Genomic DNA, 22,698 nt, shown 5'->3' with positions numbered 1-22,698 from the left:
CCCCTTTCTCTTTGACCGCAAGGACGTTGCTGTGAATAACAATGACCTGAACGCGGCGGTCCAGGTACGCGACATCCACAAACGCTTTGGCACCAACGAGGTGCTCAAGGGCATTTCCCTGCAGGCCCACAAGGGCGATGTACTCTCCATTATCGGCGCCTCGGGCTCGGGTAAAAGTACCCTGCTGCGCTGCATTAACCACCTGGTCGTCCCCGATCAGGGCGAAGTCCAGATCGGCAATGACATTTTGCGCAGCCATCGCAACCGCAAGGGCATTTGCCAGACAGACAATCCACGTCTGTTGGAACAAGTCCGCGCCCGCTTGGGGATGGTGTTTCAGAACTTCAATCTATGGTCGCACCGCACGGTGCTGCAAAACGTCACCGAAGGCCCCATTCACGTCAAGGGCCGCCCGGCCAGTGAAGCGGCTGAATACGCCCGCGAACTGCTGGGCAAGGTCGGCCTGAGCAATAAGTGCGATGCCTACCCGGCCGAACTGTCCGGCGGCCAGCAGCAACGCGTGGCCATTGCCCGTGCGCTGGCCATGGACCCGGATGTCTTGCTGTTTGACGAACCGACCTCCGCGCTGGATCCGGAAATGGTGGGTGAGGTACTGCGCGTCATTCGCCAACTGGCCCAGGAAGGTCGCACCATGATCCTGGTCACCCACGAAATGAATTTTGCGCGTGACGTGTCCTCCGAGACCATTTTCATGCACAACGGCCTGATTGAAGAACGTGGCCACCCCAAAGAGCTGTTCGATAGGCCACAATCCGAGCGTCTACAGCAGTTTCTACAACCAATGCAGTAAGATCATCGCTTCGTGAATACGACACAGGCTGGAAAACCAGCAGGGCCAAGACGGCCCTGACCAGCCTATCCACAAAGGAGAGCCAGACCATGAGTTTCCTCAGCAAGACCCTGATCTGTGCCAGCCTGGCCCTGTTGGGCTCCCAGGCTGCAATGGCAGACACCCTGAAAATCGGCACGGAAGGCGGTTACCCACCATGGAGCATGGTGGATGCAGCCGGCAAGGTTACCGGCTTTGACGCCGACGTGGGCGCGGCTCTGTGCAAAGAGCTCAACAGCGACTGCAAGTTCATCGTACAAGCCTTTGACAGCCTGATTCCTTCGCTCGATGCCAAACGATTTGACCTGATCATCTCGGGCATGTCCTACACCCCCGAGCGTGCCAAGCGCGTGAACTTCAGTATTCCTTACGCCGTTGAAGACGCCATTTTCGTTCTGCCCAAGAACAGTGAACTGGTCGGCGCCGACAACGAACAAACCATTTTTGATGGCCTGGCCGGTAAAACCATTGGCGTTCAAGGCGGCACCACCCACGGCGCTTTCCTGACCAAGAAAGCCCCCAAGACGACCATCAAGAACTACGAGACCCTGGACCAGATGCAAATCGATCTGGACGCCGGTCGCCTGAACGGCACTTTTGCCGACCTGACCTCGCAATCGAAGTTCCTGCATAAAGTCGGTGAAGACAACTTTGCCCTGTCCAAGCTGGTCATCAAAGGCTCTTCCGACCCCGAGACCCTGGGTTATGGCATTGCCGTCGGTATTCACAAAGACAATGCAGAGCTGAAAGCCAAGGTTGACGCTGCCCTGTGCAAGCTGATCGATGATGGCACCGTCAAGACCGCCAGCGAAAAGTGGTTTGACATCGACATCGCCAACTACGAGATCTGCAAGAAATAAGTCGAGAAGTACCACTTGATGCTAGAGACTATTTTTAATGTGCTGCGCGAAGGCTGGGGCTGGATGTTCCTTCGCGGAGCAGCAATGACCTTGCTGATCTCCGTTTTGGGCATGGCCCTTGGCGTAGTCATTGGGATTACAGGAGCCAGCATCAAGACCAACGGGCCGCGCTGGCTGCGTGGCCCCGTCAGCCTGTACACCACGGTTGTTCGCAGTATTCCCGAGCTGCTCATCATCTACCTGCTGTTTTTCGGCTCGGTGCAGTTTGTCTCCGATCTGGCCGACTTCATGCGCATGGAAGATGTGGTGACGCGCTGGTTCCCTGCGCTGGTCGGTATTTTGGCCATTGGCCTGATTGCAGGCTCTTACAGCGTGGAAGTGTTTCGCGGCGCCTTGCAAGCCATTCCCGAAGGCCAGATCGAGGCGGCCAAAGCCATTGGCATGTCCCCCTGGCAGCGTCTGCGCCGCATTATTTTGCCGCAGATGTTCTGGTACGCCCTGCCCGGCGCCAATAACGTCTGGCAAACCGCACTGAAAGACACGGCCCTGATCTCCCTGGTAGGCCTGGTCGAGATCATGCGTGCCGCTACCCTGGGTGCCGCCAATACGCGCGAGCCCATGGCTATGTACCTGATTGCAGGTGTACTTTATTTTCTGATTGGTGCCTGTAGTCAGGCCCTGTTTTTGCTGGCCGAACGTTACACCGGCAAAGGCATGAGAGCCCAGGCATGATTGATCTGGAATTATTCAATACCACCGTCGAAACCCTGTTCAAGGGCTTTGGCATGAGCGTGTATATCGGCTTGTGGGGCATTGTGCTGTCACTGTTCATCGGCCTGTCGCTGGCCCTGATGCGTCAGTCCCATAGCCGTATTTTGCGCAGCTTCGCCTTTAGCTACAGTACCGTGTTCCGTGGCACGCCCTTGCTGGTGCAATTATTCCTGCTGTACTACGGCGTGGGCACCCTGAGTTTTGTAAAGGAGTCACCCACTCTGTGGTGGCTGTTCAGCGATGGCATGCGCTGCGCGATTCTGGCCATTGGTCTGAATAGTGGGGCGTATGTCAGCGAAGTTTTCCGTGGCGGCTTTCAGGCCGTGCCGGTTGGCCAGATCGAAGCGGCCAAATCCATCGGCATGTCCGCCTGGATGCGATTTCGTCGCGTGGTTTTTCCCTTGGCGATTCGCCAGGCACTGCCCGCGTACAGCAATGAAATCGTGCTGGCCATCAAAGGCACCAGTCTGGCCTCGACCATTGCCGTCATGGACCTGACCGGCCATGCCAAACGCTTGATGAACCAGAACTACGCCATCATCGAGACCTTTGTGGTTGCGGGCCTGTTGTACTTGCTGATTAACTTCACCCTTCTGTCGGTGGTCCACCTGATCGAGCGTTGGTTGAAAGTTCGCCGTTAAACCGGCATTATCTCAAGCTCTGCGCCCCCTCTAGCGCAACAACTGGATGCGGAGCACGACCTCAATGCCAATACGCCCCAAACTGGTCCTGGTGGGCACGGGTGGCACCATTGCTGCCACAACCCAATCCAATACCGGCCTGACCGATTACGACATCACCCAAGGCGTGCACACGCTGCTGCAGGCCGTACCCGGCATCAACGAGCTGGCCGACCTGGAATGCCATCAGCTTTTCAACGTGGACAGCCGGGCCATGGGTTCGCTGATGTTGCTGGAGCTGTCCCACAAGCTCAATGAACTGCTGGCTCGACCGGACATCAATGGAGCGGTGATTACCCACGGCACCGATACGCTGGAAGAAAGCGCCTTTTTCCTGCACCTGACCCTGAAAACCGACAAACCTGTAGTCATGGTGGCCGCCATGCGCCCCGCCTCGGCCTTGAGTGCAGATGGGCCGCTGAACCTGTATCAAGCCGTGCAGGTAGCCTGCTCTTCGCTGGCACAAGACCAAGGTGTGCTGGTATTGCTGAACGACCAGATCCACAGCGCCCGCTTCCTGAGCAAGCAACACACCACTCAGACCAGCGCCTTCGGCTCACCCGATGCGGGCCCCTTGGGGCTGGTCGCCGGTGGTCAGCCACGTTTCATGATGCGCACCCTGCTGCCGCACACGCACAGCAGCCTGTTCGATGTGCGCTCCCAACACAACCTGCCTAAAGTTCAGATCTTTTACGATCACCCCGATACCCTGGCGGAACTGTATCGTCATGCAGCACAAAGCGGTGTGCAAGGCATTGTAGTGGCGGCAACCGGCAACGGTAGCCTGACCCCCGGCGCACTGGAAGGCGTCAGCCGGGCGCACAGACTAGGCGTGGTTTGTGTGCGAGCCTCGCGCATCCACGCAGGGCCGGTGACGGACAGCGCCTACGATGAGGACCATCACACGATCGCGGCGCACTATCTGCCCGCACAAAAAGCCCGGATTTTGTTGATGCTCTGTCTGGCTGCTCAGTTGGAGCACGATGAGATAGCGGCGGCTTTCCGCGACTATTAAGGCTTGGGCTTCAGTCATCGTCCCTTAGACACGCCGACCAGACGACGACCCGAGGCGGCACGCTGGCTGTGGCTGCCAAAGACGAACGGCCGATACCCGACCAGTAACTATGCAAGGGCTGTTCGGCAACCGCTTCCTCAAGCGCAATACCAGTGGGTTCAACCCAGTTCCAACTGCCGCTGGCTGCTAAAGCATCTTGGTTCACCCGTTAAAGGGTCTACAAAGGCAATATGCCGCGCCAGTAACTGCAAGGGCTGGCTGAAATCGTCTGCATCGCGCTCCGCCAGCAGCACGGGATAAAACACATCGTTAATGATGGGCGCACCCAGACTGCTCAGGTGTACCCGCAACTGATGTTTACGGCCACTATGGGGCCGCAAGCGGTACAGCGCCAAATGCAGCCCCTGCTCGGTATGCCAATGACGCTCGCACAGGATCTCGGTGCTACTGTTCGGCTCTCCGGCAACCTCTTCCATCACAAAGCGGCCAGGCACCTCTTTCATACGGCTGCGATACACCAGTCCATCGGCCAGTTTTTCCTGAAACGGCGCGACCGCTTCGTATTCCTTCTCAATACCGCCTTGCTGAAACAAGGACTGATAGGCTCCACGAACGGCAGGGTCACGGCAAAACAACAAGATTCCCGCCGTCTCCCTGTCCAGCCTATGGATGGGGCTGATGTCATCCTCGCCAAAGTCTCGCCGCAGACGAGTCAGCGCCGTTTCGTATAAGTAGCGTCCACCCGGCGTTGTCGCCAGGAAATGTGGCTTGTCCACCGCAATCAGATGCTCGTCCGCATACAACACGGGCATCTCGAACGGCACGGTCGCTTCGTTTTCCACCATGCGGAAGTACCACAGCCAGCGATCAGGCTGATAGCTGGAGCCCGGCTGCTGCGGCACACCGTTTTGATCCAGGATATCGCCCCGCGCCAGGCGCTCTCGCAATACCTCCGGGTCCATATGCGGAAAACGCTCCAGGAGAAAAGCGTCCAGCATTATCCAGGGGCCACGCGGGCACCACACTTTGCTGGGGCTGACCCCATTGCGCGACGGTACAGGTGAAGAGCAACTGATCGGTGACATTACAAAAGCCAAACAGAAAACAGCCCGCTAAAGGCGGGCCTGAAATCCAGGGCCATCAGTGTACTACCAGCCACCACAAGGGCGGCTGGTAGAAACGGTACCCAGACTTAAACCGCCGGGTTCGCAGGCAAAGCACGCCGCATTCGCACACCTTGCCGGATCCATACCCAGAACAAGATCAGCAAGGCAGGCAAAAATACCCAAAACTCAGAGGGACGATCGGGATGCGGCACCTTCACTTGCTCAATATCCCAGCCCTGCTCCCAGCCTGCTCGGCGCGCTGAACTGCCAAAGGCAACCGATGCCACTTGAGCCGTGTCTCCAAAGGCCATGACCGTCAGGCCAGCCAAAGACAGACGTTTGCTGGCTGCGGCCAGACCTGTCGCCTGATCCCCTTCTGGCAGGGCAGGCAAGGACACGGCAACCGTTTTCTGCAGATCCTTGCCTTCCAGGTTCATCCCGGCCAGTTGCACCACCAGATTGCCCCCGTCCGGGGTGTTCTGCACCACCTGCATCAACTCGGATGCAGGACGGCTTTGGTACTTCTCGCTGACATGATCCATGAACCAGTCCGGACGAAACAGCATGAACGTAGCCAGCAAGAGTAAAACGGTCTCAAGCCAACTGGTTTTAATACGCAACCACCCGATTGTCGCCGCCGCAAAAGCCAGCGACGCCACCGTTGAGCCCACCACCACCAGAACCAGCTCCCAGGCACTGTGTATGCCGATCAACAACAGCATGGGATTGAAGATGAACATGAAAGGCAGCACCGCCGTACGCATGGCATAGGTCACGCCCTTCACGCCGGTCTTGATCGGATCCTCCCCTGAAATGGCCGCTGCCGCAAAAGTGGCTAAGCCCACAGGCGGCGTAATATCGGCCATGATCCCGTAATAGAACACGAACATATGGACGGCAATCAGCGGAATCACCATACCGCTTTGCGCTCCCAGCTCCACCACGACAGGCGCCATCAACGTGGCCATCAGAATGTAGTTGGCGGTCGTGGGCATACCCAAACCCAACACCAGACACACAGCGGCCGTAAAGAACAGCATGACCAGCACATTGCCCATGGAGACCAGCTCCACAAAAGCCGTCATACGCAGGCCCAGACCAGTCAGGGTAATCGCTCCCACAATCAAGCCGGCTGTCCCGCAGGCAATCCCGATGCCCACCATATTGCGGGCGCCTTCCTGCAGTCCTGTCCACACCTCGCTGACACCTTGGCGCAGCGGTTGCGCCGTTGCCTGTTTACGGAACCAGGCAATGATGGGGCGCTGTGTGGCCATCTGAAACAACATGGCCACAACGGCCCAGAAAGCCGACAAGCCGGCAGACATCACCTCTACCGTCAGGCACCACACCAAAATGCCGATCGGGATCAGGAAATACAAGCCAGCACGTACGGTGGGCCAAGGCTCGGGACGCACGGGCGTGTTCACATTAATATCGGTAGGCAGGTCTTCGTGGTCCGCTGCAATTTTCAGTAAGTACACATACAGCACCAGCAACAAAAGTAACAAAATCCAGATAGCCGCATCACCGGCGATTGCCTGAACCCCAACACCTATCCAATAGACCAGCCCCATCACACTCAGAGTGCCGGCCGTACCCATGCCCCAACCCGCTAATTTCTGGATGAAGGTCTTGGGCTTGCCCGAGGCCATCATGGGTTGAATACCCAGCTTCAGCGCTTCCAGGTGCACGATATAAAACAGCGCAATATATGAAATAACCGCAGGCAGCAAAGCATGACGAATGATATCGGTGTAAGGAATGCCGACATACTCGATCATCAAAAAGGCAGCCGCCCCCATGACCGGCGGCATGATCTGGCCATTGACGGACGAGGCCGTTTCAATCGCCCCGGCCCGAATGCCGCCATAGCCCGCTTTTTTCATCAAGGGAATGGTAAAAATACCGCCTGTCACCACGTTGGCGACCGAAGAAGCCGACACAAGACCGTTCACGGCCGAGGAGACCACAGCCACTTTGGCTGGCCCGCCCCGCAAATGCCCCAGCAAGGCAAACGAGACCTGCATCATGTAATTGCCCGCCCCGCAGCGATCCAGCAAAGAGCCCAGCAATACAAAAATAAAGATATACGAGACAGAAACGCCCAGGGCAACTCCGTACACACCCTCCGTGGTCAGCCACATATGCGAAACCAGGCGCTGCAAGGAGGCGCCCCGGTGAGACAAGGCATCCGGCAGCCAGGGGCCCAGAAAAATATAGGCAATAAAGACTATCGCCAGCACCGCCATGGGCGCGCCCAACGAGCGCCGCGTCGCCTCCAGCAGCAACACCAGACCCATACTGGCCACCACCACATCCATCGTGGTGGGGATACCGGGGCGCGAGGCCAATTCCTTATAGAAAAAGAATAAATACGAGCCGCAAAAGGCCGCAATCAGGGCCAATAGCCAGTCATGAATCGGAATTCGGTCGCGCGCGGATTGTTTGCTTGCAGGAAACGCCAGATAGGCCAAAAACATGGCGATGCCCAAATGCAGGGCTCGCGCTTCTGTGTCATTGAAAATGCCCAGATTCAGGGCAAATGGCAGCGGAGAGGCGTACCAAAGCTGAAACAAGGACCAGCCTATTCCAACCAAAAACAAAACCATGCCTGCAACGCCAGCCACAGAGCGTCCACCACGGTCTACATCGGCAACCAGTTTTTCCAGCTCTGCCGTTTCATCCTGTGTCAGGGCCAAGTCTGGCCCCATTTTTTTATGTTCTTGTTGTGTCATTTACTGTATCTCCAGGAAAACCCGGCGTGGAGCCCGAGTACCACCAGCCAGGCACCCGATCCACCTGGACTGCGCAGCCCAGGAACCCCAGACCAGAGGCAAGGCCACAGCTAGGGCCATGGCACTTGCGGCCAGGCTGGCACAGCCAGCCTGGTGTCAATCAGACTGTCTTACAGCAGCCCTTTTTCCTTGAAGTACTTTTCAGCGCCTTTGTGCAATGGAGCAGACAAGCCGTTCTTGACCATGTCTTCTTTCTTCAGATTCGCCAACGCAGGGTGCAAGCGCTTGAAATCATCAAAGTTGTCGAACACCGCTTTGACGACGTTGTAGACAGACTCTTCCGGTACGTCCTCGGACGTCACAAAGGTTGCCAGAACGCCATAGGTTTGGACATCGTCAGGATTGTTGGGGTACAAGCCACCAGGAATCGCGACCTTGGCGTAGTAGGGATAAGTCTCGACCAGCTTGTCCACCGCAGGACCGGTCAGAGGCACCAGCTTGGCGCCGCAAGAGGTGGTGGGATCCTGGATATTGGCCGAAGGATGGCCTACGCCGTAGATAAAGCCGTCAATCTTGCCATCACACAATGCCGGGCCGTGCTCATCGGGACGCAGCTCCGAGGCCAGTGAGAAAAAGCTGTTATCCAGCCCCATGGCCTGCAACAACTGATCCATCGAGGCGCGTGTGCCCGAACCCGGATTGCCTACGTTAAAACGCTTGCCCTTGAAGTCGTCAAACTTGCTGACATTGGCCTCTTTGCGAGACAGCACGGTAAAGGGCTCCGGGTGAATGGAGAATACCGAACGCAGCTTCTTGTACGCCCCACCGTCCTTGAACTGGCCTTCTCCGTTGTACGCGTTATAGCCCACATCAGACTGCACCACACCCAGGTCCAGCTCACCCGCTTTGATGGTGTTGACGTTAAAGACCGAACCGCCCGTGGATTCCACCGAGCAACGTACGCCATCCGTACCACGATCCTTATTGACCAAGCGGCAAATAGCGCCACCGGCCGCGTAATACACCCCGGTCACACCCCCTGTCCCGATACTGACAAACTTCTGCTGGGCGCTGGCAGGCAAGGGGCTGAGCAACATGGCGCACATCGCTGCCGTTGTGCTAAGTGCCCACACTGCTTTCTTACCTGTTTTCTTACTAATGTGTTCCATCTTTGTGTCTCCCATGGGGGTATCCCCGGTTTGTGTGACCGGTACGACCGGTTTGTTTACATAGACGAAGCGGGGTCAACCGCTTGGTCCTGTTGCCAATAAACTCCCTGACTTCGAAATGAAGACTCCAGCTGCGCGAGACGCTGCACCACTGTCTTACCGCCCAAGGTGGCGATCCGTGCCAACAAATGTTCTGCAACGGTGACCGTGCCCACTAGAGAATGAAAAAAACTGGCCGCTGGCTGCTCGCTGGCCTGTGCATCAAACAACAAGACATGTTTGGCCCCCTGGGCCACCGGGGACAGCACACTGTCAGTTACCGCGACCACCGTGATGCCCTGCTGCACCGCCTGATGCACACTATTGACCACTGTTTTGACATATGGCGCCTGGCTGATCACAACCAGCACACCCCCGCTGTCCAAACCGGCGTCCAGCTCCAGGAACAAGTCTACGGCCCGGTTCAGCAAGACACCATTACCACGTATCAATTGATAGGCATAATGCATCTGGAACGCGCAGGCAAAACTGACCCCCAGACCGATAAACCCCACTTTGGAGGCGCCCAGAAGCGCCTGGGCACAAGCATCCAGAGCGCTGGCTGAATTCAGTCTCAAGACCGACTCCAGGGCCTGCTCTTGTTGCTCCCCCAGGTCCCGTATTTGTTGTTCTGAGGCCCGGTTACCTTGCAAATTTTGCGCTCGCGCCGCCATCGTGCCGCCATTGCGGTGCAGGGCCTGCTGAAACGGCTCACGAAAACCGTCGTAGCTTTCATAACCCGCCGCTTTAGCCAGACGAAGCATGGTTGCCGGTGCAACCGACAACTCCTGGGCCTGTTTGCGCATGGACCACAGGCTGACTTCAACCGGATGGCGCTCCACCCATTGCGCAGCGCGACGCAGCTCGGGCGTCAGGCCAGGCAAGATACGCTGCAAACGCAACAAGGGCTCCATTTGTCGTCCTACTCACATATCAGTGCAATAAAACGCATGTTAATCTGGAGAACACTAAAAAAAACAAATGTTTTCCTAGGGTTTGCCCGCAAATACCTATAATTATTTCTTTTTTGCGTGGGCAAACTCAACGCTGCTCAACGCTGGCGTCAGCTCTTGCTAGCGAATCTCAAAAAAATCATATCGTTTGTCAGTATAAGAGCGCTGTATATCCACCTGCTCGACCACGGCATGCTCGGGCCCGATATACAACCAGCTGACCATACTGTCGATGACATCAGCACTGCCCTGCAGCAGCAGTTCTACGGAACCATCCCCAGCATTGCTGACCCAGCCCTTGACGCCATACAAATGAGCATGACGCAAGGCGCTGGCTCGAAACCCGACCCCTTGCACACGCCCCTTAACACGCACCTCTACCGTTTCACAATCCGCCATTCGCCTGCTCCTGCTATTTATCGCCGAAATACGGCACGCATCCGCCCCACATCTCGATATTCAGTTAAATTAGTCACATCATTGTTGCATGATCGCCCCCGTCCCCGATTATCTGCTTTGTGCAGCCATTACCTTATGAATTTGCCCCGCCTTTTTACTTTATCGATGTGCAGGGCAATGTACATGCTAGGCATGCTGGTTGCACTAGGATTTGTGGCACCACCGACCCAGGCAGCCCCCCACTCCCAGCAACATATCGTACGTATAGGCGTTTACGAAAACCCACCTAAACTCCTGCTCGACAGTCAGGCCCGTCCCGGCGGCATCATGGGCGAACTGCTGCTGGAAATTGCCAAGCGTGAAGGCTGGACACTGGAAGCCGTGCAATGCGACTGGCAACAATGCCTGAACGCCCTACAAAATGACCTGATCGATATCGTGCCGGGCCTGGCCTACTCCCCCGAACGCGCCACCCTGTACAGCTATCACAGCCGAGCCGTACTGGAGGACTGGTCACAGATATTCACGGGAAAAGGCACGCATATTAGTGCGCTGAACGACTTGAATGGCAAACGCATTGCCGTCATGAGCGGAACCCTGCAGCTAACCCAGCTCTACAATATTTTGCAGAAACTGGAGCTTGGCTCCAAGCTGGTCATTACCGACTCCCAATACAACGCGCTCAAACTGGTCCAGACCAAACAGGCCGACGCCGCCGTCGTCGGCCATTTATTTGGCGTACGTCATGCAGGCGAACATGGCCTGAAAACCGCGCCTATCCGGCTAGAGCCCACCAGCACTTACTTTGTGACCGCCAAGGACCGCCACCTGGACCTGCTGGCCGCTATTGATACTCATATCAAGCAGTGGCAAGACAATAACGATCCGTTCTACACAGAGACACTGAACCAGTGGGGCCTGCGCCTGATTGAAAAACCAACCAAGCCCTGGATCATCCCCGCCTTGCTCACACTGGGTATCTTGCTGACCCTTGCCCTGCTCACCGTGAGCCTAATGCGCATTGGCCTGCGTCGTCAGCGCAAAAAACTGGTCCGCACCGAGCATCATCTGCATACCGTGCTCGATGCCATTGACGCCTACGTCTACATCAAGGATGACCAGTTTCGTTATCAATACGCCAACCGCAAACTATGCGAAGACCTGAACTACACCACGGTCAGTATTGTGGGTAAAACCGACCAGGACTTGTACGCCAACAAACAAACCATTAACGAATTCCGTCATAACGACGAGCAGGTGCTGTACAGCGGTGAACGCCTGGCTGTAGAAGAAGTGGTACGGGACCGGAAAGGCGATGTACGCGCCACCTTTTTCTCCATCAAAATGCCGGTCCAAGACCCCGAGACTCAACAAACCAGCCTGTACTGTATTTCCACCAATATCTCGGCGCTCAAAGCCACGCAGTCAGAGAACTACCGGCTGGCTTTCTACGACCCGCTCACCGAACTTCCCAACCGCCGCCTGCTGATGCAACGCCTGGAACGCCACCTGCAAACCATAGAGCCTTACAAACGACCTGGTGCGCTGTATTTCCTGGATCTGGACCGATTCAAGCACATTAACGATGCGCGGGGACACGCCATTGGCGATGCGCTGCTGCGCAAAGTGGCGCGCCGCCTATCCTTGATGATTGACCCCCAAGACATCGTGGCCCGCTTGGGTGGGGACGAATTTGTCATCCTGAAGATACTGCAACTCGGTACGGTACGAGACTGCCACAAAGAAGCCCTGGAGTTTGCCGAACAAGTACGCACCCGTCTGGAAGAGCCCTACAGCATTGAAGGCCACTCTTACTTGAGCAGCAGCAGTATTGGTCTGGCCTTGATTACCGACAGCACCCTGACTGCAGAGGACCTGATGCGACAAGCTGACACAGCCATGTATCGGTCCAAGGAAAATGGTCGCAACCAGATCACCTTGTACGAACCTGGTATGCAAGAGGCCCTGGAAGAGCATCTGAGTCTGCAGCACGATCTGCGTTTTGCGATTGGCTCGGATCAGTTGCGCCTGTTTGTCCAGTCCCAGTACGACAAGCAAAACCACATCTGCGGGGCCGAGGTGCTGCTGCGCTGGTTACACCCAACACGCGGTATGCTGACCCCCAATCTGTTCATTCCCCTGGCGGAAAGCACCGACTTGATCACGCCCCTGGGCGACTGGATCATGGCATCAGTCTGTGATTTGCTGCTACAGACCCAGGAGTGCAGCTTTCCCATTTCCATTAATGTCAGCCCGATTCAATTCCGCCGCCCTGACTTTGCTCGCCGCACACGCCAGATCCTGGAGACCAGCGGCGCCCCCGCCCATCGTCTGATCTTTGAAATTACCGAAGGCGTACTGATGGAAGACTTCTCCTCGGCCAACAGCATGATGCGCGAGCTCAAAGACCTGGGGATCCGCTTTTCCATGGACGACTTTGGCACAGGCTATTCCAACCTGGCCGCCATCCGCCGCCTGCCACTATACGAGCTGAAAATGGACCGCAGCCTGATCCTGGGAGTACCCATGGAGCAGGAAGCCAACGCCATTGTGCGTACGGTACTGGCCATGGCACGGCAACTAGGGCTGCACGTAGTCGTTGAAGGTGTGGAAAATGAGCAGCAAAAGGAGTTTCTGCTGCGCCGCGGCTGCCATGCCCTGCAAGGCTATCTATTCAGCGCGCCGCAGTTGGTAGAGCACTGGCTGGAGGCAATTGAGCAGGAAGATGGCGCTCAACCGTAAACGCCATGGGCCGCCCTCAGCCAGCCTATACAAAATCACGACACCATATCGGTTGCGGGAACAGGCACCTAAGCTTTTAACAATTAGGCATCCGACTCTTTGCCCTGCGCCGGCTCGGTATCCTCGGGCAAGACCCAATCCAGGCGCTCGTGTTCTATATCCGTATGCAAGGGTTCGATCCCCGGCTGGGTACGCTTGGCCCGGGCCGATAGCTCGGCAAAGCGGCTGACTTTCCCGTACAAGCCCTGCTGACCTGCCAATGCTGTCACCGTGCTGTTGTAGTGCTTGCCCGCTTGCCCCAAGGTTTCGCCCAGCTTTTTCAGGCGCTCAGCCAAGATAGATACCTGGTTATAGATATCGCCCGCACGTTGGCTTAGTTCGTGAGCCTGCTCGTTGCTGCGCACCATCATCCAGATATTGGCTACGGTACGCAAAATAGGCAGCAAGGTGGTATGCGAGACCATCAGGACATTTTTGCCCAGGCCGTAGTCGAACAAGCCATGCTGTTGCTGCAAAGCCTGCATATATGCCGCCTCGATAGGCACGTACATAAACACGAAACCGGGGCTATTCAGGCCAGACAAGGCGCTGTAATCCTTGGAGGCCAGATCATCAATATGCTTGCGTAGCGCCTGCACATGGGCTTGCAGGCTTTGTTGACGTTCCTCGTCAGTCTGAGCGCGGATGGCGCGATCATAGTCCACCAAGGACACTTTGCAATCGAGCACCAGATGCTTGTCCTGCGGTAGATGCACCACGAAGTCAGGGTATCGCAGGCGACCTTGCTCGTCGCGAGCTTGCCATTGTGTATCAAAGTGGACACCGCGCACCAAACCAGCCACTTCCAGCGTTTTTTCCAACTGGGTTTCACCCCAATTACCAGTGGTCTTTTTATCGCCTTTCAAGGCCACAGCCAAGGAATGTGCTTCAGCACTCATGCGCAGACCCATTTCCTGCATACGTTGCAGCTCCAGACTCAAGGCGGTCTGGCCTTTGACGGATTCATCATGCACTTGATTCACGCGCAGTTGAAAGCCTGCCAATTGTTCTCGAAAGGGTCGCAGCATTTCATCCAGGGTGCGTTGACTATCCTGACGCAGCGTCTGCCCTTTGGACTCCAGAATCTGCTGGGCCAGAGACTCAAACTGCAAGCGCATCTGCTCGCGGCTATGTTCCAAGTCCTCTTGGATGGCCTGATTGCGCATCTGCTGAGCCTGCAACTGGGCATCGCGGCGTATCAGTTCCTTATCCAGCTCCGCCGCCCTGTCCTGCGTCAGGGCCAGATCTTGTTCCAGACGTGCACAGCGATCCTCCAGAACTTGCTCAACAGGCGCACTCATGCGCGCTCGCAGCCACAACCCGATCAGCAAGCCCAGCGCCAAAGCGACCAGGGCAATCAGCACATCCAACCCGCTAAAATCCAGCTCCATTCACCCTACTCCTGACCAGCACTGCCAGTTCAGGAGTGCCCTGACTGGTCTGTCTGGCTAAGCCTGCTATTTAACCGTATAACGCTGGTAATTTATACACCCTTTTTCAGTCGTTCCCGAAAGGCGATAGGATGAATCCATCCTGCCCGCATCAGTAGCCAACATTCCCTTGCACCGTCACATCCAGACAAAACTGGACGCTAAATCCCGTATTTGGGGGACATATCAGAAACGTCTGCTCGTTACGATAGTTAGGTCTCTGATTTTGATGTCCTGTCATGAACTGGATCAGCAATGCACGGATCGTGGCGATTTTCTCTGTCGTTTGCCTGCATATCGCCGCCTACGCCGTCCTGAATGCCGAGTTGGGCACAGCCAACTGGTGGAGTGGCAATCTCTACGATGCCGCCACCCGCTGGTGTGTACCAGTGTTTGTCATGGTCAGCGGTGCGCTCTTGCTGGAACCCCGTCCCCAGGAGGGCATGAAGCGCTTCTACCGCAAGCGGGCGTCGCGAGTCTTGCTGCCACTGCTGTTCTGGACCGCGTTTTATCTAGGCTGGACGGCCTTCAAGCAGCATTGGTGGACGCCAGACGCTGACCCTTATCCCTATCTGGAGCGGCTGCTGCAGGGTCGGCCTTATTTCCACCTCTGGTTTCTGTACATGATTGTGTTCCTGTACCTGTTCACGCCCTTTTTGCGTCGTATGGTTCAGAACACCAACTTGAAGCAACTGGCCGCGCTGACCGGGGCGGCCTTCGTGCTATCTGCCCTTAGCACGCTCAGTAAGCCAGAGCTAAACACCCACTCTGCCCCCTTCTTCACCTGGTTCCTGTCCTATCTGCCCTATTTTCTGCTGGGCTATCTGCTACGCAAAGTGCCGGTGCGTGTGCCCCGCTGGCTGACTATGACGGTGCTGCTCAGTAGTATCGCGGCCACAGCCTGGGGCTTTTATGCGCTGGCCATCACCCACGACCGGCAAACCGCTGCGTACTTTTATGACTACCTGAGTATTACCGTCATCCCCATGTCCATCGCGCTGATTCTATTGCTGCGTGACTGGAACCAGCCCTTGATCAACTCGCGGATCAGTGCCCATCTGGCAGAGCTGACCTTGGGGGTGTATTTGATCCACCCCTGGCTGATAGACCTGATGTACCGCTATCTGTTCACGGCACTGGATTTCAATGCATTGTGGTCGATTCCGGTGCTGGCGGCCGCCATCTATGGTCTATCCCTGTTGCTGACGGCGGGCTTGAAAGCCATGCCGGTGTTGCGGGCGACGGTCTAGGATTAAGGACGAAACGGCGCATCATCAATAGGTGAAGCCTCTCCGGTCAGGTGCGCGGCCAGAATCGCTGCACTGCCACACGCCAAGGTAAAGCCCAATGCGCCGTGGCCTGCGTTCACCCACAAACGACCGGCCAGCGTGCTGGCCCCTACAATAGGCTTGCCCGAAGGTGTTGCAGGGCGCAAGCCTGCCCAAGTCTGTGCCTGCTCCAACGGCAAAGCAGGGAACAGATCCTTCACCTGCTGCTTCAAGGTCGCCATACGATCGGCCGGAATATCCAACCCATCAAAGCCGATATCCACCATGGCAGCCATACGCAGCACCTCGCCCAAGCGGGCATACACGATGCGCTGTTCGTAATCCGTCACGCTGATGGCGGGCACGGCTTGATTCAAGCCTTCCAACGGCAGGCTCAAGCTATAGCCCTTTAGCGGGTAGATCAGAGGGCGGCCACCCAATTGGCGCAACAAAGGCACCGTGCCCATACCGCTGGCAACAACAAACTGATCGGCCTGGATCTCACCTTCTGCGGTTTGCACAGCGCGGATATCGCGCCCTTCCCTCACAAAGCGCTGCACCGGCGTATTGAGTTTGAGCTGGTAATCGCGGTCATTTTGCATGCGCTCATGCAAGGCCACAGAGAACAGATAAGCATCCCCTGCCTCTTCGCTAGGGGTGTAAATCGCACCCTGCAAGCGCGAGCCCAACGTCTGCAAAGAAGGCTCCAGCTCCAACACTTGAGCCGCTTCCAGCACTTGCTGCGAGGAGCCCATATCCGCCTGCAATTGCGCCTGCTCACGGGCATGCTGAAACGGGCCGGGGCTGCGAAACACAATCAACTTGCCATTGTTTTGATGGGCAAATTCCAGATTGAAGCGCTCTTGCCAGTCGTGCAAAATGTCGCGGCTCAGGTAGGACAAGGTCAGCATCTGCGCGGTGGTACGGCGCACCACATCACCCCGGCAGGCTTTCAGAAAATGCAGCAGCCAGCGCCATTGTTGCGGACTCAGCGCAGGCTTAAAACGCAACGGCGAGTCGTTCTTCAATAACCAGCGAGGCAAATCCTTGAATACGCCAGGATCAGCCAGGGGGGCCACGTAGCTGTAGCTCAGTTGTCCACCATTGGCAAAGCTGGTCTGTCCGGCCACTTGCGTACCCGCCTCCAGTACCGTGACCTTCACCCCTTTCTGGCGCAACATGAACGCGGTACTCATCCCAATGACACCGGCGCCGATAATACATACATGCATGAACATACCCCCAATAACTGGCCTCTATTGTCTTGGGGGGTGCTACAGAGCGCCAATGAATAGTTGGCGCTCTCCATAACCCAGGGTTATGGAGTCAAGATTCTGCTCAGTCCGGGAAACGGCATTCCAGCAGAGCCTGCCGGATGTGGTCCAGCACCCGCTCACGCGAGCCAGAACCCGCATCATCATGGGCCGTCAAAATACTGACTGGGATAGGCAACGGCTCGGGCAAGCGGTGTATGGCCAGGCCCCGACCTTGCATGGCGCGGGCAGTGACCAAGTCCACCAGGGCCTCACCCACCTGCTGCACAACCAGGTTGCACGCCACGTAATGGGTCTGTACACGCATAAAGGGGGTCACATCGGGGGCATAGCGTTGCAGCAGGTCCTCAACCATCGCGCCCACAGGATCATTAGCGTCTAAAGCGATAAAAGCGCGCTCGGCCATCTCCTCCCAATGACGCAAAGGAGCAACACCCGGCAAGGTCACGTGCACCAGTTCGGTATCGGCCAGAACCTGTTGTTGCACGCCCGAGGACTCGCCCTGATCAAAACTGATCACCATATCCAGGTCGCGCGTTTCCAGGGCTTGTAATAACTCCCCACTGTGATGGGTACGCAACTCGAAACTCATGGCTGGGTGGGACTGGCGACAACGGCTCAAGGCCACCGGCAATAGCTCCAATCCGAAAGCCGGGCTGCTGCCGATACGCCACAGGCCTTCATGATGAGAGCGCAGATTGCGCGCCAGTCGGCTGACGTCATCCAGATTCTGATGTAGACGCGCAACGTAGGGTGCCAGAATGCTGGCCTCACGCGTGGGGATCAGGCGGCCACGTACGCGATCGAACAACTTAAAACCCAGCTGCATTTCTGCCGTCGCCAACATTTTGCTGGCCGCAGGCTGAGAGATATGCAGCAACTGTGCGGCCTGCGTCAAAGAGCCACCGCGGCAGATCGCATCAAAAATTTCTACATGCCGCCACCGCATCAATTGCCCCCTCTGGTGCGTGCTGAGTTGAAAAACACCTATTATGCGGCAAGTCAGCCTGTGAAGCGGTTTGCCCAGAGTCTTGCCCATACAGGAGACATCACACGACGGCCACGCCGCCAGAGCAATCCTTTTCAGCCATCCAGGCCAGACGGTTTCAACCCATCCCATCCTGGTACAAAACGCCTCAGCCCTTCATGCTTACTTGGTATCCTATACCCCTTTCAGAGTTTTGCCGTGCGCCAGACGCCGGACGAGTTTATGGCTGCTACCCCCTACAAAAAACGCGAACCCAATATCCGTGAACAAGTCTATGGCATGCTTCGCCAGGACATTGCACTGGGCAAGATCAGCTTTGATGTCAGGTTGGTTGATAATGAAATTGCAGCCAGCCTGAACGTGTCGCGCATGCCCGTGCGCGAAGCCCTGTTGCAGCTTAAAAACGAGGGCGTGCTCGAGAGCACCTCGCGCGGCTTTGTCCTGAAGATCTACACCCCACAAGATATTGAAGACATCTTCTCGGTACGTTTGCTATTGGAGCCTTCCGCCGCACACCTTGCCTGTCAGCATCAAAGTGCAGTGGGCTTGCGTGCCATGGGGCAGGCGGTGGCGCGCATTGAAGCCACGCATCAGCAAGGGGATCCTCTGGACAACATTCAGGCCAACTGGTCGTTTCGTAGTGCCTGGATCAATATGGTGCCCAACAAGCAGCTCATCGATACCATGGAGCGTTTGCATGACCGGGCCGATCAAGCCCGTATCGCCTGCCTGCAAGACCCGCTTTTCCGTCGAGAAACCTTGCAACGCGCTCAAGGCATCTACCAGGCTTTTGAGCAGGGCCAGCCTGAACAGGCCGCGCAAAAAATTCATGAAAATCTGGTGATCTGCAGCTCCGCCTATTGCATCAAACAAGCCGAACTGCTGTCCCACTAGCGCATGGCCAGCCCCTGGCCCGGCCTCCTGAAGTAACAAGCCATTACAGAACCCGCTTTCAAAAATAACTATTATTCATAACGGTTAGTTTAAATCTGCTTTTGGAGTATTAAATGAAGTTTATTTCCGCTGCCCTGCTTACCCTGAGCCTTGCCGCCCCCGTCTACGCCGCCAACGCCGATCTGTATGAACAGATCTGGGCTGGCCAAGCCGAGCAAGTCATTACGGCGATGCAACAAGACAAAGCCCTGGTCAATGCCAAGCTGGACGGCTATACCCCATTGCATCTGGTCAGCATGAACGGCAACAAAGAAATCGCCCGCTTCCTCCTGGACAATGGTGCCGATGTTAACGCCCGCGATTTTGAAGGCTATTCGCCACTGGTGCGTGCCAATGCAAATGGCAACAAGGAAATCTCGGCCATGTTGATCGAACGCGGCGCCAAAGAGTTGCGTCCCTGATTCTGGGGCCGGGCATCAATGAAACAAGCCGGCATGGCCGGCTTGTCTGCAACACCTCTGACGGCAGGCCCGTCACCTAAAACAGAATTAATCCAACGTAATCTGCAAAGACTGGATCATCGGGCCCATCGCCGTCGCATCGCTCTCGATCAACTCAGCAAACGCTTGTGGTGTCGAGGGCTGAATCTCAATACCAAAGTCCACAAACTTCTGCACGACTTCCGGCGCATTGAGCACAGCCGTCAACTGCTCGGTTAAGCGTGTCACCTCATCGGCAGGGGTGCCTGCCTTGGCCGAGATACCCCACCAGATCGTAAAAGCCACATTGGGAATACCGCTTTCAGCAAGGGTGGGCGTATCAGGACGCAACGGGCTACGTTCTGTCGTGGCAGCGGCAATCGCGCGCAAACGACCATCCTCCAAAAAGCCACGGCTACCGGTCAATACATCAAAAATAAAGTCGATCTGGCCACTGACCGCATCGATCAAGGCCGGACCTGCGCCCTTGTAAGGCACGTGCACCAGACGGGCGCCAGTTTCTTTGCGCAGCATCTCGCCCAACAGGTGAGTGCCGGTACCCATACCGGGCGAGCCGTATGTCAGCTCTTGCTTCTGGCCGGCGGCAACCAGATCCTGAACGGTCTTGAAAGGGCTGTCTTTGTTGACCAGCAGGAACACAGGAGCCTTGGCGGCCAGCGTCATGGGAATCAGGTCCGTGGCGACATCGTAGTTCAGGCGCTGATACATATGGCGGTTAAGCGAATAGGCACCGCTATCGGCCAGAAACAGCACCGTTCCCAAGGCATTGGGGTTGGCATTTTTCACCACATTCATGGCGACCTGCGCACCGGCACCCGGACGGTTCTCCACAATCACTTTCTGATCGAAGCGTGTTCCCATTTCCTGAGAGATCACACGCGCCAACTGATCAGCCGCACCACCAGGCGGATAAGGAATAACCAGCGTGACATTCTTATTCTGAGCATGAGCCTGTGCACCCAACATGAGCGCGCAACACGTTGCCAACTTAAGCCATACCTTCATTGTTCTATCCCCGTTGCCCCTGTGGGCTTATTCAAAGTCATTGTGAAGCACATCCGCCCAAACACGTGGGCCGGACCTGCTTTTTGCTGATCGACTGTCGTTCTGAAATCTGATCAACCGCCTTGCCTGCCGTACTGCCCTGGCCTGCAAAATGCCCCCTTTTCTGTCCTTGTCCAGCCCTTGGTTTATGCGAAACACCACGACTTGGCGGCCTCATCGACTTCGGGTTTTTCCGGTGAAGGACAGGAATTTCAAAATAATATATTGCAGTATACTGTTTGCCGGATATTAGTAATTTCACCCATGCATATCGGCTTGCCGCCTTGATCGCGCGTTGGCCGGGAGACAGATTGATCATGCACGCCCATTCCATTCCTGCTTCTGAATTGCCACTGTTTTCAATACCTGCCACGCAGCGCACGGTGCCCGCCTTGTTGCGCCTGCGCGCAGAGCGCATGGGTGATACGCCGCTGTTCTCAGACCGACATATCCACTACACCGGCCAGCAAACCTTGCAGGCGGCCGCCGCCAGTGCAAGCCGCCTGAGCCGTGCCGGTATCAAGCGTGGCGACCGTGTTGCCCTGCTGTGCACCAACCGTCACGAGTTCCTGGACATGGTGCTGGGTTGCGGCTGGCTGGGCGCGATTGTGGTCCCTATCAATACCGCCTCGCGCGGCGCGCAGTTGCAGCACATCCTGTGCAATAGCCAGGCCAGCTTGCTGGTGGTGGAAACCGATCTGACACCACTGCTGGCCGATGTGGACCTTGCCGCCACCGCCGTCCAGCAAGCCTGGCTGATTCAAGGCCAGGAAGTGGCACAAACCCTGGCTGTACCCACCTGCGATCTACCTGCTTTGGGCGATTACTGCGAGCCTGCCGATATAGGCCCTGGCGATACGCTGGCCATTCTGTATACCTCCGGAACTTCAGGCCCTTCCAAAGGCGTTCAGTGCCCACACGCCCAGTTCTACTGGTGGGGTATTTACACCGCCAGCAAGTTGGGCATGAAACCCGATGATGTGCTGTACACCTGCCTGCCCATGTTCCACACCAATGCCCTGAACACCTTTTTCCAGGCTCTGGTCAGCGACGCCTGCATGGTGGTGGATAAACGTTTCTCCGCCAGCCGTTTCTTCGACAATCTGTGCGAAACCGGCGCGACGATTACCTATCTGCTGGGCGCCATGGTGCCTATCTTGCTGTCCAAACCAGCAACAGCGGCAGAAAAGCGGCACAAGACACGCATTGCCCTGGGCCCAGGCGTTCCCGAACAGTTTCATAGCCAGTTTCTGGAGCGCTGCCACATGCATCTACTGGATGGTTTTGGCTCTACCGAAACCAACTATGTGATGGGCCGTGGCATTCAGGAACAGCGTAATGGCTATATGGGCCGAGTGTCTGAGGGCTTTGAAGCCCTGGTGGTGGACGAGAACGACAACCCACTGCCAGATGGTGAGGTGGGCGAGCTGTTGTTGCGCGCCGATGAGCCTTACGCTTTTGCCTTGGGTTACTACGGTCAACCCGACAAGACCGTGGAGACCTGGAAAAATCTGTGGTTCCACACGGGCGACCGCGTGGTACGCGATGCCGATGGCTACTACCGCTTTGTAGACCGGCTGAAAGACATGATTCGCCGCCGCGGGGAAAACATTTCCTCCTACGAAGTCGAGCAGGCATTGGCCAGCCATCCTGCCGTTCACACGGTCGCGGTCTATGCCGCCAAGTCCGAGCTGGCCGAGGACGAGGTCATGGCCATGATTGTGCTGCGCCCGGATTGCACGGTCAGTTGCGAGGAGCTGCTACAACATTGCGAGCGCCGTCTGCCGTACTTTGCCGTGCCGCGCTTTATTGAGTTTGCCCAAGTCTTGCCCACCACGGAAAATGGCAAGATTCAAAAGTTTGCCCTGCGTGATCGAGGCATTGGCCCCGACACCTGGGATAGAGAAAAAGCGGGCTATCAGGTTCGCCGCTGATCGCTGCC

Annotated in this window: 19 protein-coding genes; 10 read left to right on the top strand and 9 right to left on the bottom strand. The window is 56.6% G+C overall.

Features of this window, described 5'->3' with window-relative positions; genetic code table 11:
* Positions 1-31: 31 nt before the first annotated feature.
* The 5 genes from OKX01_RS00965 (at position 32) to OKX01_RS00945 (ending at position 4,176) form a co-directional block, all read left to right on the top strand.
* Positions 32-811, top strand: coding sequence for an ABC transporter ATP-binding protein (locus tag OKX01_RS00965; protein WP_264672300.1), 780 nt, complete (start codon positions 32-34; stop codon positions 809-811).
* A gap of 89 nt (positions 812-900) precedes the next feature.
* Entirely contained in the window at positions 901-1,710 is an 810-nt protein-coding gene (locus tag OKX01_RS00960) for a transporter substrate-binding domain-containing protein (protein ID WP_094195305.1), read from the top strand.
* Between the two features lie 18 nt (positions 1,711-1,728).
* Entirely contained in the window at positions 1,729-2,442 is a 714-nt protein-coding gene (locus OKX01_RS00955; RefSeq protein WP_094195304.1) for an ABC transporter permease, read from the top strand.
* The gene (locus OKX01_RS00950; RefSeq protein ID WP_094195303.1) at positions 2,439-3,122 is read left to right on the top strand and encodes an ABC transporter permease; all 684 of its coding nucleotides are present in this window, start codon (positions 2,439-2,441) and stop codon (positions 3,120-3,122) included. Before OKX01_RS00955 ends, OKX01_RS00950 begins: the two co-directional genes overlap by 4 nt.
* 64 nt (positions 3,123-3,186) lie before the next feature.
* Positions 3,187-4,176, top strand: a complete 990-nt coding sequence (locus OKX01_RS00945) for an asparaginase (RefSeq protein ID WP_264672299.1) — start codon at positions 3,187-3,189, stop codon at positions 4,174-4,176.
* A 158-nt stretch (positions 4,177-4,334) separates the two neighbouring features.
* Here the strand turns inward: OKX01_RS00945 and OKX01_RS00940 are convergent, their stop codons facing one another.
* From OKX01_RS00940 to OKX01_RS00920, 5 genes are all read right to left on the bottom strand, one after another.
* Positions 4,335-5,261 (bottom strand): pseudouridine synthase, encoded by a 927-nt coding sequence (locus OKX01_RS00940; RefSeq protein WP_094195301.1) that lies wholly within the window; start codon positions 5,259-5,261, stop codon positions 4,335-4,337.
* Between the two features lie 107 nt (positions 5,262-5,368).
* Positions 5,369-8,017 carry a TRAP transporter permease gene (locus OKX01_RS00935; protein WP_234354370.1) on the bottom strand — a complete coding sequence of 883 codons (2,649 nt, stop codon included), beginning with the start codon at positions 8,015-8,017 and terminating at the stop codon, positions 5,369-5,371.
* A 170-nt stretch (positions 8,018-8,187) separates the two neighbouring features.
* Positions 8,188-9,186 carry a TAXI family TRAP transporter solute-binding subunit gene (locus OKX01_RS00930; protein ID WP_094195300.1) on the bottom strand — a complete coding sequence of 333 codons (999 nt, stop codon included), beginning with the start codon at positions 9,184-9,186 and terminating at the stop codon, positions 8,188-8,190.
* A gap of 56 nt (positions 9,187-9,242) precedes the next feature.
* On the bottom strand, positions 9,243-10,139 hold the full coding sequence (locus OKX01_RS00925) for a MurR/RpiR family transcriptional regulator (RefSeq protein WP_094195299.1): 897 nt from the start codon (positions 10,137-10,139) through the stop codon (positions 9,243-9,245).
* Between the two features lie 159 nt (positions 10,140-10,298).
* Entirely contained in the window at positions 10,299-10,577 is a 279-nt protein-coding gene (locus OKX01_RS00920; RefSeq protein WP_094195298.1) for an acylphosphatase, read from the bottom strand.
* A gap of 183 nt (positions 10,578-10,760) precedes the next feature.
* Here OKX01_RS00920 and OKX01_RS00915 point away from each other — a divergent pair, with 183 nt between their 5' ends.
* Entirely contained in the window at positions 10,761-13,319 is a 2,559-nt protein-coding gene (locus OKX01_RS00915; protein WP_264672298.1) for an EAL domain-containing protein, read from the top strand.
* Positions 13,320-13,402: 83 nt separating this feature from the next.
* Here the strand turns inward: OKX01_RS00915 and OKX01_RS00910 are convergent, their stop codons facing one another.
* Positions 13,403-14,749 (bottom strand): DNA recombination protein RmuC, encoded by a 1,347-nt coding sequence (locus OKX01_RS00910; protein WP_264672297.1) that lies wholly within the window; start codon positions 14,747-14,749, stop codon positions 13,403-13,405.
* 278 nt (positions 14,750-15,027) lie between these two features.
* Between OKX01_RS00910 and OKX01_RS00905 the strand changes: the two genes are divergently transcribed.
* On the top strand, positions 15,028-16,038 hold the full coding sequence (locus OKX01_RS00905; protein WP_094195295.1) for an acyltransferase: 1,011 nt from the start codon (positions 15,028-15,030) through the stop codon (positions 16,036-16,038).
* A gap of 2 nt (positions 16,039-16,040) precedes the next feature.
* Here the strand turns inward: OKX01_RS00905 and OKX01_RS00900 are convergent, their stop codons facing one another.
* Entirely contained in the window at positions 16,041-17,288 is a 1,248-nt protein-coding gene (locus OKX01_RS00900) for a D-amino acid dehydrogenase (protein ID WP_108728668.1), read from the bottom strand.
* Between the two features lie 106 nt (positions 17,289-17,394).
* Positions 17,395-18,279 carry a LysR family transcriptional regulator gene (locus OKX01_RS00895; protein WP_230019481.1) on the bottom strand — a complete coding sequence of 295 codons (885 nt, stop codon included), beginning with the start codon at positions 18,277-18,279 and terminating at the stop codon, positions 17,395-17,397.
* Positions 18,280-18,540: 261 nt separating this feature from the next.
* On the opposite strand from OKX01_RS00895, the gene OKX01_RS00890 reads away from it, so the two are divergent.
* Positions 18,541-19,212 (top strand): GntR family transcriptional regulator, encoded by a 672-nt coding sequence (locus OKX01_RS00890; RefSeq protein WP_264672296.1) that lies wholly within the window; start codon positions 18,541-18,543, stop codon positions 19,210-19,212.
* Positions 19,213-19,325: 113 nt separating this feature from the next.
* Positions 19,326-19,673 (top strand): ankyrin repeat domain-containing protein, encoded by a 348-nt coding sequence (locus OKX01_RS00885; RefSeq protein WP_094195292.1) that lies wholly within the window; start codon positions 19,326-19,328, stop codon positions 19,671-19,673.
* Between the two features lie 87 nt (positions 19,674-19,760).
* Here the strand turns inward: OKX01_RS00885 and OKX01_RS00880 are convergent, their stop codons facing one another.
* Positions 19,761-20,717: a Bug family tripartite tricarboxylate transporter substrate binding protein gene (locus OKX01_RS00880; RefSeq protein WP_094195291.1), complete on the bottom strand. Its 957-nt coding sequence runs from the start codon at positions 20,715-20,717 to the stop codon at positions 19,761-19,763.
* Between the two features lie 356 nt (positions 20,718-21,073).
* On the opposite strand from OKX01_RS00880, the gene OKX01_RS00875 reads away from it, so the two are divergent.
* The gene (locus OKX01_RS00875) at positions 21,074-22,690 is read left to right on the top strand and encodes an ATP-dependent acyl-CoA ligase (RefSeq protein WP_249460832.1); all 1,617 of its coding nucleotides are present in this window, start codon (positions 21,074-21,076) and stop codon (positions 22,688-22,690) included.
* Positions 22,691-22,698: the final 8 nt, after the last annotated feature.

The sequence above is a fragment of the Alcaligenes sp. SMD-FA genome, assembly GCF_025960365.1.
Classification (GTDB): Bacteria; Pseudomonadota; Gammaproteobacteria; order Burkholderiales; family Burkholderiaceae_B; genus Alcaligenes; species Alcaligenes aquatilis.
This window is presented reverse-complemented; position numbering and strand designations above follow the sequence as displayed.